Raw genomic sequence first — 15,256 nt, 5'->3', positions numbered from 1 at the left:
GAGAATACGGAGCAGCTTGGGAAAGCGTGGCGGCTGATATTGCCAGACAAGGATCAGCCGGACCGGTAATTCGACTGACGTCCTTCGATGTTTCATTGTTTGTCCGAGGGGAAAAGAAACACTGAAGGCAAAAGGCCCGTTCTGACATCTTGGCGGGCCTTTTGTCATCCGTTTCAGATAATAATGATTCTAAGATAGAAAAAAAAGGAGATGTCAAGGCTGAAGCAGGATTTTTTTCATTTTCCGGCGTATAATACTACAGGTGTATCTTTTTGAGCGATCTTGCAAAATTCGACACAATTTTGTCGAAAAAGAAATACACCAAAGGGCTGGAAGGATTCGCATGCTCTGTGTAGAATAAAGGGATAGGGGGTTGGGCAAGGTTTCCTTCTTTTTTTTCCATCCATTTAAACCAAATATTACTATAGGCTATCATTGGGGGTTGTGCAGGATTTTGACGATTTTTGTCGAATACAAAGTGGGTATTAAGGCACAACCCCCGGTTCTGCTGCAAAAAACGGATCATCCAGACGGGAAAGCGGTGATTTCTTGATGGGGCGCATCCCTGACGAAGTCATCGACCGAGTCCGGGAACATTTTGATATCTTGGATGTAGTGGGTCAATATGTGCAATTGAAGCGAAGCGGGCGCAATTATTTCGGTTTATGCCCGTTTCACTCAGAAAAAACCCCTTCCTTTTCAGTCGCTCCCGACAAGCAGATTTTTTATTGTTTCGGATGCGGTGCAGGCGGCGATGTGATTAAGTTCATGATGGAAATTGAACAGCTTTCCTTTGCCGAAGCCGTGCGCCATCTGGCCGATCAGGCCGGGATCGCCCTGCCGGAGACGAATCGGGAGGAACGGCCGGAGGATGAGAAGCGCACCCGATTGCGTCAGGCGTTGGACTTGGCGGCGCGGTTGTACCACCACTTGCTGGTGAACACGGATCACGGTCAGCCCGCACGGGCATATCTGGAACGTCGGGGTGTGAGCATGGAGACGATCCGCGAGTTTCAGATCGGATATGCTCCTCCCTCCCGGCAATTCCTCCTGTCGTTTCTCAAAGGAAGGGGATATCACGAGCAGGAGATGGAGGAAGCCGGGTTGATCTCGATGCGTGAAAACGGAACCGGATACTATGACCGGTTTCGCGGGCGGGTGATGTTTCCCATCCATGACGCGCAAGGCCGTGTGGTCGGGTTCGGCGGCAGACTGTTGGGAGAAGGCCGTCCCAAATACCTGAACAGCCCGGAAACACCTGTCTTTCACAAGGGGCGCAATCTGTTCAACCTGCATCGTGCCCGCCAGGCGATGCGCAAAGATCAGCAAGCCGTCCTGTTTGAAGGTTACATGGACGTGATTGCCGCCTGGCAGGCAGGGATTCGTTCCGGTGTGGCGTCACTGGGCACTTCGCTTACGGAGGAGCAAGCCCGTGTGATCCGGCGCAATGCGGAGGCAGCCATCATCTGCTACGATGCGGATGATGCCGGTCAATCGGCGGCCGATCGCGGGCTGGAACTGCTTCAGGAACAGGGGGCCATCGTCAAGGTGGCGCAACTGCCGCAAGGGATGGATCCCGACGATTATATCCGTGAACGGGGTGCAGAATCATTTCGCCGGGACGTCATCGGTTCCGCTCTCCCGTTGACTGCGTTTAAACTGGAGCGATTGAAAAAGGATTTCGATCTCCGGGATGAACCGCAACGGTTGAAATATCTGACGCAGGCCCTGGAAGTGGTCGCTGACCTTCCCCTTGCCATCGAGCAGGATCATTATGTCCGCCGTTTGGCAGAAGAGCACCGGTTGTCCCTGGATGCCCTGAAACAGGAGCTCAGGCGCATCCGGCGGCGCAAACAAAGAGAAAACAAAAGGGATAAAGGTCAAACAAAGTGGAATAATGTATATCATAATACCAAACACATGGTCGGTTCAGACAGACGCACCGCTGCGCATGAGGCGGAAAAACAGTTGCTCGCCATGATGATCCGTGACAAGGAAATCGCCGCGTATGTGGAACAGACGCTCGGGCCGGATTTTCACATTGATGATTACCAAGCCATCGTTGCACATCTGTATGCGTATTATGCCGAGGGTAATCCGGCCGATCCGGGACGGTTCCTGCATTACGTCAAGGATGCCGAGTTGTCATCTCACATCAGCGAACTGGCAATGATGGACATTCCGGACGATTTTTCCGAGAAGGCTGTGGACGACTGTATCCGTCGCATCCGCCATCATTCCATTCATCTTGAATTATTGGAAATCAAACGTCAGATTGAAGAAGCAGAACGTGCTGGTGACACCGCAAAGGCGGCCCAGTTGGGAATCAAACTTTTGCAACTGGAAAAGAAAAAGAAAATGCTGGCCTGAGACGGTGAAATCAGGGAAGGAGGGAACTGACATTGGCAAAGGAACAACATGTTGACACCGAAATGGATCTTTCTTTGGAACAAATGAAGGAACAACTGATCGACCTCGGCAAGAAACGGGGCGTTCTCAGCTATAAAGAGATTATGGAAAAATTGTCCGCCTACGATCAGGACTCCCAACAAATCGATGAATTTTTCGAGCAGTTGGCTGATCAGGGGATCGAAGTGATCAACGAAGACGTGGATGATGACATGGTCTTTGACGATGACGATACGCATCCTGAAGAGGAATATCTGGACGATGACCTGAGTGTGCCCCCGGGCGTCAAAATCAACGATCCGGTTCGGATGTACTTGAAGGAGATCGGACGTGTACCGCTGTTGTCTGCGGAAGAGGAAGTCGAGCTTGCCAAGCGGATCGAACAGGGGGACGAAGAAGCCAAGCGGCGCCTCGCCGAGGCCAACCTCCGTCTGGTGGTCAGCATCGCCAAACGGTATGTGGGCCGGGGCATGCTGTTCCTGGATCTGATCCAAGAAGGCAACATGGGTCTGATCAAAGCCGTTGAGAAATTCGACTATCGCAAAGGGTACAAGTTCAGCACCTATGCCACGTGGTGGATCCGCCAAGCGATCACCCGGGCGATTGCGGATCAGGCCCGCACGATCCGAATCCCGGTGCATATGGTCGAAACGATCAACAAATTGATCCGGGTTTCCCGCCAACTGTTGCAAGAACTGGGTCGTGAACCCACGCCGGAAGAAATCGCCAAGGAGATGAACCTCAGCCCCGAAAAGGTTCGCGAGATCATGAAAATCGCGCAAGAGCCGGTCTCGCTGGAAACACCGATCGGGGAAGAGGACGACTCCCATCTGGGGGATTTCATCCCCGACGATGACGCGCAGGCGCCGGCGGATGCGGCCGCCTATGAGTTGTTGAAGGAACAGCTGAAGGAAGTGCTGGACACCCTGTCCGAGCGGGAAGAAAATGTGTTGCGTCTCCGCTTCGGATTGGACGACGGACGCACCCGCACGCTGGAAGAAGTGGGCAAGGTGTTCGGCGTCACCCGTGAGCGGATTCGGCAGATCGAAGCCAAAGCGCTCCGCAAATTGCGCCATCCCAGCCGGAGCAAGCGGCTCAAAGACTTCCTCGAATAAGCATCCGTGAGGGGAGAGCATCCTACACGGGTGCTTTTTTCTTGTCAGATACTGACTCAATTTTATCCCTTTTCAAATCGCAATGCAAACGCTCTCCCGCGCCTTAAACGACAGAAAAAAGTGTTCATTCCCAAAATTCTTGATAAAAATAAATGAATCCACCTATAATGGGATTGATAGCGCTTTCCACAAAAAAAGAAGGAGTGGGAGAACATGAATTTCGACCTGACGGAAGAGCAGAAGATGATCCGCAAATTGATGCGTGATTTTGCCGAGGGAGAGGTGGCTCCTACCGCAGACGAGCGGGATCGGACCAAGCGGTTCCCCCGAGAAATCTTTGAGAAGATGGCTGAACTCAATCTGATGGGGCTGCCGTTTCCCGAGGAATACGGTGGCGGGGGAGCAGATACGGTCAGCTTCGCCATCGCGGTGGAAGAGTTGAGCCGGGTGTGCGCTTCAACTGGCATTACGTATTCTGCTCATATCTCGTTGGGTTGTGCTCCGCTGTATTTGTTCGGTACCGAGGAACAGAAACAAAAATATCTGGTCCCGCTTTGCCGCGGGGAAACGCTCGGGGCATTCGGACTGACCGAACCCAATGCCGGTTCGGACGCGGGAGGAACCAGGACGACTGCGGTGCGTGAAGGAGATGAATGGGTGATCAACGGCTCCAAATGTTTCATCACCAACGCCAGTTACGCCCGTTTTCTGGCATTGACGGCCGTGACGGGAAAAAAGGGGGAGCAACGCGAAATCACCGCGTTCATCGTTCCGACGGATGCGGAAGGCTTTCAAGTGATCGATCAATATCACAAAATGGGTCTGCACAGTTCCAACACGGCTGAGTTAGTGATGGATCACGTGCGCGTGCCGCATGAAAACATCTTGGGCAAAATCGGGGAGGGGTTCAAACAGTTCCTGATCACGCTCGATGGCGGGCGAATCGGCATCGGGGCGATGGCGGTCGGAATCGCGCAGGGGGCGTATGAAGCGGCGTTGCAATACGCCAAGCAACGGGTGCAGTTTGGGCGTTCTATTTCGAAATTTCAGGTGATTCAGCACAAATTGGCCGACATGGCCATGTACATCGAATTGGCCCGCAACATGGTGTACAAAGCAGCTTGGCTGAAAGACCAGGGGCGCCGGTTTACCAAAGAAGCGTCCATGTGCAAACTGTTCGCCTCCGAGGTGGCAATGAAGGTATGCAACCAAGCGGTTCAAATCCATGGCGGTTATGGATACATGCATGATTACAAGGTGGAACGCTTTTTCCGTGACGCCAAATTGACGGAAATCGGGGAAGGAACTTCGGAAATTCAGAGAAATATCATCGCCCGGGAAATCGGGTGCTGAATGAGGAGGGGCAAGGGTGGCGGAACTTCTCGATATCACGGTGGGGGATCTGTTGGATCAAATGGCGGATCGGTTGGCGGATCATCCTGCGGTGATCTATCCGGAGTACGGGTTGCGTTGGAGTTACCGGGAATTCCGGCAGCGATGCAACCGGGCTGCACGCGGCCTGATGAAACTGGGGTTGAAAAAAGGAGATCATCTGGCGATCTGGGCGCGAAACGAGCCGGAGTGGTTGGTGACTCAGTTTGCCACGGGCAAGATGGGCGCCGTCCTGATAACAGTCAACACCAACTACCGTACCCGGGAGCTGGAATATCTGCTGCGCCAGTCGGATACGGAAACACTGATCCTGATGGAACAATTCAAAGGGAACAATTATGTCGAGATGCTGTTGGAGATCTGTCCCGAATTGAACGATTGCTCGCCGGGGGAATTGCGCTCCGCCCGACTGCCCAAGCTGAAGAACGTCATCCTTCTGGGGCGGGAGCGCAAACCGGGCATGTTTTTGTGGGAGGACATCCTGCAAATGGGAGATGAAGTGACCGAGGAGGAGTTGGTGCAGCGGCAGCAATCGTTGCATCCGGAAGATGTGATCAACATGCAATATACGTCGGGTACCACCGGCTTTCCCAAAGGAGTCATGCTCACTCATCGCAACATTGTCAACAATGCCCGCAACATCGCCGAGTGTATGCGGCTGACCCACCAGGATCGCCTCTGCATCCCGGTTCCGTTTTTCCACTGTTTCGGGTGTGTGTTGGGTACGTTGGCCTGTGTCTCCGTCGGCGCAACGATGGTACCGATTACGGAATTTGATCCGCTCCGGGTCCTCGAGGCGGTGGAACAGGAACGCTGTACCGGTTTGCACGGGGTGCCGACCATGTTCATCGCCGAGCTGAATCATCCCGAGTTTGACCGATTCGATTTATCATCCCTGCGTACGGGCATCATGGCCGGTTCCAACTGTCCGATCGAATTGATGAAAAAAGTGGTTGAGGTAATGGGGGCGCGGGAAATCACCATTGCTTACGGTCAAACCGAATCTTCCCCCGTGATCACGCAAACGCGGACGGATGATCCGATCGAATTGCGCGTCGCTTCGGTAGGAAGGGCACTGCCCCATGTGGAAGTGAAGATCGTGGATCCGAACACGGGCGCCGAAGTGGAACCGGGTGTGCAGGGAGAATTGTGCACCAGGGGTTACCATGTGATGAAGGGATACTACAAAATGCCCGAAGCCACCAAGGAAGTCTTGGATGATGACGGTTGGCTGCACACGGGCGATCTGGCGACCATGAACGAAAACGGGTACGTCCGCATTACCGGTCGGTTGAAAGATATGATCATCCGCGGCGGGGAAAACATTTACCCACGGGAAATCGAGGAGTTTCTCTACACGCATCCCAAAATCCTCGATGTGCAGATTGTCGGCGTGCCTGATGAAAAATATGGCGAACAGGTGATGGCATTTGTCCGCGTCAAAGAGAGAGAGACATTGACACTGGAGGAATTGCAGGATTTTTGCCGGGGGCAAATCGCTCACTTCAAAATACCGCAGGCACTTCAGATTGTGACGGAGTATCCGATGACGGCCAGCGGGAAAATCCAAAAGTACAAGTTGCGGGAGATGGCTGTACAGATGCGCCAATCCCAGACTTGAAGAATCACACCGGGATACTCCAATCCCGCTCCCTGCTGAAAAGAGGGAAGCCATGATCTTGCCTTGAACATCGAAAACCGTCTCCCCGCTGAGCAACCTGGGACGACAGGCATGAAGAAGAGGCGGATGTGTCAAACATTTAAGTTCCATTGATTCACCTCTGATGCGGCATTTGTGAACAGAGGCGATCATCCCCTTTTGTAAATCACGATACTTTCTTCCGGTCTGCCTCCAACCGCTTCACAATCTGCTTGCGCATACGGTTTTCCGGTTGCCGCGTTTGGGATCTGGAGACCAAATGGTTCCAAGTGAAGCGATTGATCAACTGATGACAGGAATTTCACTTTGATCAATTCCCGAATGGGAGGCAGTGTCCATCAGTTGGTCAAAACACTCACCTCCCTGGGGTGTTCTTTCAATCATGCAGTACACAAAAGCGTTGCCGCGTGTGCTTGCTCGTCGCCGAAAAAGGATATAACCTGAAAATAAATGAAATTCAGACTGAGGTGGCGATGAATGGCCCAGCAATTGCAAACCGCTTCGACGGAACGGGATTTTTTTGCAATCCGTGATGTGGATTATTTGGAAATCTATACGGGCAATGCAAAACAGGCGGCGTATTTCTTTTGTCGGTCATTCGGATTCCGGCTTGTCGCTTACAGCGGTTTGGAGACAGGGAATCGGGATCATGTCTCCTATGTACTGGAGCAAGGGAAGATCCGCCTGGTTGTGAGCGGTGCTTATGGTCCGGATCATCCCATTGCCGAATTCGTCAAGCAACACGGTGACGGAGTCAAGGATATTGCGCTGTTGGTGGATGATGTCGAATCGGCTTTTTCGGAAGCGGTTTCAAGGGGTGGCATTCCGGTAAAAGAACCTCATGAATTGCAGGATGAACACGGCGTGATCAAAAAAGCGGTCATCGGCACATACGGGGATACCGTTCATACCTTGATCGAACGTCATCAATATCATGGTTTGTTCGCCCCCGGCTTTGCCGCACCTGAATGCGACATCCCCCATCATGACGCCGGTTTGGTTGCGATTGACCATGTGGTGGGCAATGTGGAGCGGATGGAGGAATGGGTTGCCTATTATGAAAACGTGATGGGCTTCAAGCAAATGATCCATTTTGACGACAAAGACATCAGTACCGAGTATTCGGCACTCATGTCCAAGGTGATGCACAACGGTGGACGAATCAAGTTTCCGATCAACGAACCGGCCCAAGGCAAGCGGAAATCGCAGATCCAGGAGTACTTGGAGTTTTATCGCGGTGCGGGAGTGCAACATGTCGCCTTGCTGACCAATGACATCGTCAAAACCGTGGAAACCCTGCGACGTCACGGAGTAGTGTTCTTGTCCACTCCCGATGCGTATTATGACACCCTGATCGAACGTGTGGGAAACATCGACGAATCGATCGAGGATTTGCGACGGCTCAACATTCTGGTCGACCGGGACGATGAGGGGTACCTCTTGCAGATCTTTACCCAACCGATCGTAGACCGGCCCACCCTCTTCATCGAGATTATTCAGCGCAAGGGAGCTCGCGGTTTCGGCGAAGGAAACTTCAAAGCACTGTTTGAAGCAATCGAGCGTGAACAAGAACGGCGGGGCAACCTTTGACACACTCCTCAAATGCGCTCCCAACGTCATCTTCCGGCGGGGGCATGAAAAAGTTCACCCGGACAAATCAATGATCAACGGCCATCCGTTCATATTTCCCTTGCGATTGGATCATCCTATAGGGAGAAATCTCCAACAGAAATGGGTGGATGAACGGATGAAACGCCGTTTTTTCTTTTTGTTCGGTTTGTTGACAGTGATCAGTCTGATTGTGACCGGTTGGTCGCCCCGTCCGATGAATGGATTGCGGACGGTCCCATCTGCGGAAAAAACGGAGCGTCCGCATTACCGGATCACGGCTCATTATCATGACGAAAAGGTACAGGTTACCGGTCATGTGACGGTGACTTTCCCCGCCAAACAGGTCGGCGATTCACGGGAAGTATATTTTCATCTGTATCCCAACGCTTTCTCCCATTGGAAATGGGGAGCCCATACCAAACCAAAGCAACCGGGGTATCTCCATGTATCCCATGTGAAAGTGAACGGTATTTCCGTTTCCCATCAAGTGAAGGAGACGGTCATGAAGGTGCCGTTGCCCGGACGGGTGGGAGCAGGAAAAACATTGCGGATTGACATGGATTACCGATTGCAGCTGCCCAAGGGCGGCACCCGGTTGAACACATTCAAGCGGACCGCTTTCTTGGCTCAATGGTATCCCATGTTGGCGGTAAAGGATCAAGACGGTTGGCATACTGAACCGTATACGACCATCGGCGATCCGTTTTACACCCGGATGTCCGATTTTGAGGTCACATTCCATGTGCCTTCGGGATATCGTTTGATCACTTCGGCTCGTGACCCGGAAGACTCGGTGGAAGGAGTCGTCACCCTTCGCCGTGACAACGTGCGGGATTTTGCCGCCGTCATCACCAAAGATTATGAGCAGGTGCAGGGAAAGGCCGGTTCTGTACGCGTTCGGCTTTGGTATTTGCCCGGCATGGAAGACGTGGCACAGGAGCTGCACGATGCCGCCGTATCCGGGATGAAGTTTTTCTCCCAACGTTTTGGTGCCTATCCGTATGACGAAGTGGATGTGGTGTTGGGAGAAACGGGATACGGCATCGCGGGGATGGAATATCCCGGCCTGGTCACTTCGGTCCCCAAAATTCTCACACGACAAGGGGAACGGCCCGCCGTCAATGTGGTCGTTCACGAGTTGGCCCATCAGTGGTGGTACGGAGTGGTGGGGAACAATCAAGTGAAGGAACCGTGGTTGGACGAAGGATTGACCACATTTTCCGAGTTTCTCTACATGCACGACCAAATGGGAGAAGACGAGCGGGATCTCTTGATCCGTGCCGCTGAGCAATGCAACCGAATCAACCGGAAAACCGGCGTCACCTCGGTTGAATCGCTGTACCGCTATTCGGATCTGGTTTACGGATTGATGGTGTACACTCGCCCGGCGGCCATGCTGTGGGAACTGGCAGACGAAATCGGCAAGGAAAAGGTGTTGCGGATATTGCAAACCTATTATCAACGATACCGGTATCAAATCGCCACCACCGAGGACTTTATCCGGGTTGCCAATGAAGTGGCCGGCAAAGACCTGACCCCGTTTTTCAACAAATGGCTGTACTTTCAGTCACGATGAAAACGAAAGCTGGCTACCTTCGATCCCTGAAGAACGATGGATCGATCGTATGGCCGGCTTTTCGTTTGATCTGGTGTGACACCCACATCCATCCGCGACGGCTGTTCCCAAGTCCGGGTGAACCGATATTCTGTCGGATTTTCGCCAGGGCTGGAGTGCTTCCTCGTCTGACGCGCGTGATGATGCCGACCTTGCAGAAATGGGTTTTCCGCTCGTTCTTGACCCTCGGGTGAGTCTTTTTCCTTCCCGTTCCTGTCAGCTTCGTTGAGAGGTCGCTCATCGGAAAAAGGCTCCCGCCCCCGGGCCAATGCATGAACGGACATGTGCCGAAAGCGGATGAGCCTAAATACGTACTTCCCCGGCTTGGTCGATCACATCCGGATCAATCATCTGGTTGGGACTGCCGGTGATATTGAGAGAAAAATCACCGATGGGAGAAGAGCCGCCAACACCCTTGTCGTTGGATGACGGGCTGACATTCATGGTGTCTCCCCAATTGATGGTGGATGTGGAATCAACTTTGCCGATTTTCGCATGGAAAATCTGATTGGCGGTGGGCAATGCGCACGCCTCCCCTGAACGAAATGACGTTGTTGGGGACGTAGGGCGAACGTCCCGCCCTGTCATTTTATTCACTTCGCTTTAAAGCGTTCATGGACAACGGCATCGCGGAGTTGTACCCGATTCGTTATAATGGGAAAGACGAAGGATTGCCAAAGGAGGATGCATTCATGGTGCAACCGAATGAGAATGCACCTTCCGTCCAAGTGTCCAAGCGGTTGAAAGTGATCGCGCAAAAAGTCAGGCCGGGAACAGTGGCGGATATCGGTGCCGATCACGCCTTGTTGTTGATCGCGTTGGCGGACTCCGGAAAGCTTGTTCGCGGAATCGCCGGAGAAATACATACAGGCCCGTACGAAAACGCGCGCCGGCGTGTGCGGCAAGCCGGACGGCAGGAACAGATTGAGGTTCGTCAAGGAGACGGTTTGTCCGTTTTGCGTCCGGGGGAAGTGGATGCAATCACGATCGCCGGAATGGGCGGTGCCCTGATCGTCCGCATATTGGAGGAAGGGAAAGAGAAATTGACCGGTGTGCGCCAATTGGTGTTGCAGCCCAACACCGATGGCCGGTATGTTCGCCGGTGGCTTGCGGACAACGGCTGGGCGCTGACGGAGGAAGAGTTGGTCGAAGACGGGGGAATTCTGTATGAAATCTTGGTCGCGGAACCGGGGGAAAATCCGGGGCTTTACGACCAACCTTTATTGACCACCGAACAACTGATGATACTCGGACCCTGGTTATGGAAACGAAGACATCCGTTGCTCAAACGACGGATTCGGGAAATATTGGAGGAGAAGCAGCGCATCGCCGAGCGGCTTCAGGAGGCAAAGTCGGCTGAAGGCCTGAAGCGCAAAGCCGAGCTTGCCCGTGAAATCGAAGAGTGGAGGAGGATCGAGCAATGGGGATTCAAGGACGCGAATTGATTCGGGCCATGGAAGCATGGGCTCCGACGCGATTGGCGGTGGAAAAGGATCGGATCGGATTGCAGGTGGGAAATCCGGATGCCGAGGTTCGCGGGGTTTTGGTCACGTTGGATGTGACCGAAGATGTAGTGGATGAAGCGATTCGACTTGGGGCGAACTGGATCGTGGCCCATCATGCGGTCATTTACAAACCGGTCTCATCACTCCGGACGGACCGGCCTGCAGGTCGGTTATACCAAAAGCTGTTGCAGCATCAGATCCAGGTTTACATCGCTCATACCAATCTGGACACCGCCGATGACGGTGTCAACGATGTACTGGCGGAACGGTTGGGCTTGCAGGAGACGGAAGTGTTGCTCCCGCACGTTCACGAACGGTTGAAAAAAATCGTGGTGTTTGTACCGGAAGACCATCACGAAGCGGTGTTAAACGCCATGTGCGAAGCGGGCGCCGGTTGGATCGGACAATACAGCCATTGTACGTTCAACGTGAACGGTACCGGTACATTTCTTCCGCGGGAGGGAACCAACCCCTACATCGGTGAACAGGGAAAATTGGAGCGCGTCAAGGAAATCAGGCTGGAGACCATCATCACGGAATCGATCCAGTCGCGCGTCATTCAGGCGATGCTGAATGCACACCCTTACGAAGAGGTGGCCTACGATCTCTATCCCTTGGATAATCCCGGACCGGCCATGGGGCTGGGGCGCGTGGGCCATTTGCCGCAACCGGTGACCCTGCGGGAATTGGCTGAACAGGTCAAATCCGCATACGAAATCGAAGGAGTGCGGTTTGTGGGCGAACCGGATCGTCAAGTGCGACGTGTGGCGGTCATGGGCGGCTCCGGCGGCCGTTTTTATTCCGCGGCATTGGACAAACAAGCGGATGTCTACATCACCGGGGACGTTGACTTCCACACGGCGCAAGATGCGTTGGCCGACGGATTGTGCCTGATCGATCCGGGGCATCACGTGGAGCGCTGGATCGTGCCACGGGTCTGTGAAAAGTTGCGTTCGGCCCTGCCGGATGTGTCGGTAACACCTTCCCGAGTGAACACCAATCCCTTCCGTTTCGCCTGATTGCCAATGAATCCCACTTGAAACGGTGAGCGGGATTTGTTACAATGTAATCTCTGATTTGATACAATGGATCTCCGTTGAAGAGCGGAAAGTAAACCAGGCAATCGCCGGTGGATCGCCGCAAGGCGCCACGGGAGGAAAGTCCGAGCTCCATAGGGCAGGGTGCCGGCTAACGGCCGGTGGGGGCGACCCTAAGGCTAGTGCCACAGAAATGCAGACCGCCGATGGAAGTGCTGCGGCACTTCACAGGCAAGGGTGCAACGGTGCGGTAAGAGCGCACCAGCGGCATGGAGACATGCCGGCTAGGTAAACCCCACCCGGAGCAAGACCTGATAGGGGATCGGCGTGCTTGGCACGCAACTGTGGCCCGCAGTGATCCCGGGTAGGTCGCTGGAGCTGTGCAGCAATGCACAGCCTAGACAGATGATTGCCACTCCAATGGGCGGGAGGCGAACAAGCCGCCGTCGGTACCGCTCGGAGTACAGAACTCGGCTTATGGTTTGCTTTCCGCGGAGCTTGTACGGAGATCATGTTTTTTACTTTCCAGTAGAAATAGGTTCGGCGTTGGTCGTTTCACTGATCCAGTGGTGAACGATCAGCGCCGGTTTTATTTTTCTGATGTAGAATGTCCGATTTCAACGACATGTTTTCATGAAAAAATATGTAATATTCCTATTACATTCCTTTTATATGGATGAAATGGGAATGTGATGTTGATCTTGTATACTTAAGGTCACAACAGGAAAAGGAGGTGAGTGACATGAACAAGGTGTGGCCGTTGATCCTGGCCGTCGGGGTCAGCATCTCCGTTTGGGCAGGTTGGGAGTGGATACAAGCATGGCACCGGCCCGCCTCTGCACGGTCCCTTGATGCCGGCATTGTTCATGAAACTCCCTCCGTGTTGCAAACATTCAAAGCGCGTGCGAACGACAAAGGGAGCCTGCATTATCTGGCGTTGGGCGATTCAGTCGCATTGGGAAAAGGGGCCTCACGAGGATATGCTGCGGAAGTGGCAGACAGGCTCAAACAACATCAATTGCCGGTGCAACTGGATAATCAGGGGGTGTCCGGTCAAACCTCATCGCAATTGTGGACAGCATTGCGCAATCCCGAGATGAAGCGCAAAATCCGGCAAGCCGATCTGATCACCATCACCATCGGCGGAAACGATGTGTTGAAAGTGGCACTGCAACATTCCCATCCGTGGGAAGCAATATCTTCCTTCGACGATATCAGGGACGGATTTGTCCATCATCTGGATCAAATCCTGACACTCATTCGACAGGAGAATCCCTCAGCCGTTGTGCTCGTCACCTCGTTATATAACCCGATACCACCGGAGGCGTTCTATTTCCCCCTTGCCGAAAAACTGCTGGACAACTGGAATACGGCGTTGACGCAAACCGTATCCACTCAACCGGGGTGCATCGTCGTTCAGATTGATGAACGGTTAAGACCGGAGCACCGCGATTGGCTGGCGGATCAGGTTCATCCCAACACCCGCGGCCACCGGTTAATCGCCACCGCGATTCTGAACGCCATCGGACTGGACGATACCGGGTCGCAATTGGCGGATGCCGGAGGAAACGGAAGATCCACAAATCGATGACAAACTGTTCGAACGTGTGTCTGCTATTTGATCAAACGGCGTGAAGCGAAACTTGGCCGTCCTTGCGCCTTCGGTGTGGAGCGGGCGGGGCTTTCCCATCACTTTTTCAACTGCCTGACCCATTTGTTTTTCGTTCTCGCCACCCGCCGTCCCTCGAAAGAGCACAGGTGAGGCGAACGGGAAAACGAAGCGGACGATATTTTTCAGACACGCCGTGGCCAATCCGATTTCGGGTGCGGGTCCGAAATCCCTTCCCGTTTGTGAAGAAGGGGGCGGTGCTTTCATATGGAAATGCCTCTCGCCATAAACATGAGTCAAAGCAGTTTGTTCTTCGATCTTCAGCCGACCCGCACAAGGAGGCGCAACCGGTGGCGGAAAAATGGCTGAGTATCGCGATCACTGCTTTTGTCGGTGGGCTGATCGGCCTGTTTTTTTCTTTTGTGAAGGACCTGTTGTTCGTATGGTTTCAGGGCAGAGGGCGGTTGGAAGTACAGGTGAGACGTGTTCTGTTCTCCTATTATCGCTTTGGTGATACCGGAAAGGGGGGATGGGGAAGCCGTACGGAAAGACGAAAGGAAGCGCAGGTAGCATTGTTGGAAGTGGATGTGGTGTGGGTAAACCGATCGGCTCGACCGATCGTGGTGACGGATGCGTGGGTGACATTACGTAATCGTGGTCAGGATTACCGCATCCAACCGGTGGATCGGCATGAGGGAAAGACATTTGGGATGTACCGGGTGGAAGGGAATGACAGCTGTCCGGGCTGGTTGTCCGCACGTTTCAACCGAACCGAAGAAACCCGTTTTTTCTTTGAGGGGAAAAAGACCCAGGTGGGTCTTTTGATCACCACACGACAGGGGAAGACGACGGAAGTGGCCTTAAAATGGGAAGATCGCGATTGATGAACCAATTTCCATCCATATGGTTGGAATCCCGGTCGGCTCTGGCCGAGATGCATGGAACCGTCATCGGCGGGAAAGGCTAAACCAAACGGGTGGAAGAGGTTGAAAAGGTATGATGTATCCTTTTTCTTCTTATGAGGCGTATATTGAACGCTACAAAATGTTTTGGTCCGAGGAAGGGGATGGACGTCCCCCCATTTTGTCCGAAACGGAATTCCGCAAAAAATTTCAACTGCTGAAAGAGAGCTACCGTACCTATTGGGAAATGCTCCGTGGTGGGCAGGAGTCAGAAGCGGCCCATTACTATCTCAATGTTATCAATCCATTGGAAAATGAGTTGGCCATTGCGGATGGAGCGGATAATTTCTTGTTGGATGATGAGAATCAATAAATGATCCGTAAGCCAAACCAACACCCTG

The 15,256-nt window shown here is 53.3% G+C and carries 12 protein-coding genes and 1 other RNA gene; 12 read left to right on the top strand and 1 reads right to left on the bottom strand.

The annotated features are described in order from the left end of the window. Positions 1–552 precede the first annotated feature (552 nt). The 6 genes from dnaG to JQC72_RS03170 all read left to right on the top strand — a co-directional run bounded on the left by dnaG (position 553) and on the right by JQC72_RS03170 (position 9,763). Positions 553–2,370: a DNA primase gene (gene dnaG, locus JQC72_RS03195; RefSeq protein ID WP_205492695.1), complete on the top strand. Its 1,818-nt coding sequence runs from the start codon at positions 553–555 to the stop codon at positions 2,368–2,370. Positions 2,371–2,432: 62 nt separating this feature from the next. After that, positions 2,433–3,524: an RNA polymerase sigma factor RpoD gene (rpoD, locus tag JQC72_RS03190; protein WP_419179836.1), complete on the top strand. Its 1,092-nt coding sequence runs from the start codon at positions 2,433–2,435 to the stop codon at positions 3,522–3,524. Between the two features lie 213 nt (positions 3,525–3,737). Further along, the gene (locus tag JQC72_RS03185) at positions 3,738–4,877 is read left to right on the top strand and encodes an acyl-CoA dehydrogenase (protein WP_205492692.1); all 1,140 of its coding nucleotides are present in this window, start codon (positions 3,738–3,740) and stop codon (positions 4,875–4,877) included. 16 nt (positions 4,878–4,893) lie between these two features. Beyond that, complete coding sequence (locus JQC72_RS03180; RefSeq protein WP_205492690.1) at positions 4,894–6,537, top strand: AMP-binding protein; 1,644 nt, start codon at positions 4,894–4,896, stop codon at positions 6,535–6,537. 516 nt (positions 6,538–7,053) lie between these two features. Then, positions 7,054–8,166, top strand: a complete 1,113-nt coding sequence (gene hppD, locus JQC72_RS03175; protein ID WP_205492689.1) for a 4-hydroxyphenylpyruvate dioxygenase — start codon at positions 7,054–7,056, stop codon at positions 8,164–8,166. 157 nt (positions 8,167–8,323) lie between these two features. Further along, positions 8,324–9,763 carry a M1 family metallopeptidase gene (locus tag JQC72_RS03170; protein ID WP_205492687.1) on the top strand — a complete coding sequence of 480 codons (1,440 nt, stop codon included), beginning with the start codon at positions 8,324–8,326 and terminating at the stop codon, positions 9,761–9,763. Positions 9,764–10,105: 342 nt separating this feature from the next. Here the strand turns inward: JQC72_RS03170 and JQC72_RS03165 are convergent, their stop codons facing one another. Continuing rightward, positions 10,106–10,324 carry a spore germination protein gene (locus JQC72_RS03165; protein ID WP_205492685.1) on the bottom strand — a complete coding sequence of 73 codons (219 nt, stop codon included), beginning with the start codon at positions 10,322–10,324 and terminating at the stop codon, positions 10,106–10,108. A 170-nt stretch (positions 10,325–10,494) separates the two neighbouring features. On the opposite strand from JQC72_RS03165, the gene JQC72_RS03160 reads away from it, so the two are divergent. The 6 genes from JQC72_RS03160 to JQC72_RS03135 all read left to right on the top strand — a co-directional run bounded on the left by JQC72_RS03160 (position 10,495) and on the right by JQC72_RS03135 (position 15,228). After that, positions 10,495–11,247: a tRNA (adenine(22)-N(1))-methyltransferase gene (locus JQC72_RS03160; RefSeq protein WP_205492683.1), complete on the top strand. Its 753-nt coding sequence runs from the start codon at positions 10,495–10,497 to the stop codon at positions 11,245–11,247. Beyond that, positions 11,223–12,326, top strand: a complete 1,104-nt coding sequence (locus JQC72_RS03155; RefSeq protein ID WP_205492681.1) for a Nif3-like dinuclear metal center hexameric protein — start codon at positions 11,223–11,225, stop codon at positions 12,324–12,326. Before JQC72_RS03160 ends, JQC72_RS03155 begins: the two co-directional genes overlap by 25 nt. An 88-nt stretch (positions 12,327–12,414) precedes the next feature. Further along, positions 12,415–12,837, top strand: an RNA gene (rnpB, locus tag JQC72_RS03150) — RNase P RNA component class A. 249 nt (positions 12,838–13,086) lie between these two features. Next, positions 13,087–13,935: a GDSL-type esterase/lipase family protein gene (locus JQC72_RS03145; RefSeq protein ID WP_205492679.1), complete on the top strand. Its 849-nt coding sequence runs from the start codon at positions 13,087–13,089 to the stop codon at positions 13,933–13,935. 368 nt (positions 13,936–14,303) lie between these two features. Beyond that, on the top strand, positions 14,304–14,837 hold the full coding sequence (locus tag JQC72_RS03140; protein WP_205492676.1) for a hypothetical protein: 534 nt from the start codon (positions 14,304–14,306) through the stop codon (positions 14,835–14,837). Positions 14,838–14,949: 112 nt separating this feature from the next. Then, positions 14,950–15,228, top strand: coding sequence for a hypothetical protein (locus JQC72_RS03135; protein ID WP_205492674.1), 279 nt, complete (start codon positions 14,950–14,952; stop codon positions 15,226–15,228). Positions 15,229–15,256 lie beyond the last annotated feature (28 nt).

Origin of the sequence: Polycladomyces zharkentensis (genome assembly GCF_016938855.1) — a bacterium.
GTDB lineage: Bacteria > Bacillota > Bacilli > Thermoactinomycetales > JIR-001 > Polycladomyces > Polycladomyces zharkentensis.
This window is presented reverse-complemented; position numbering and strand designations above follow the sequence as displayed.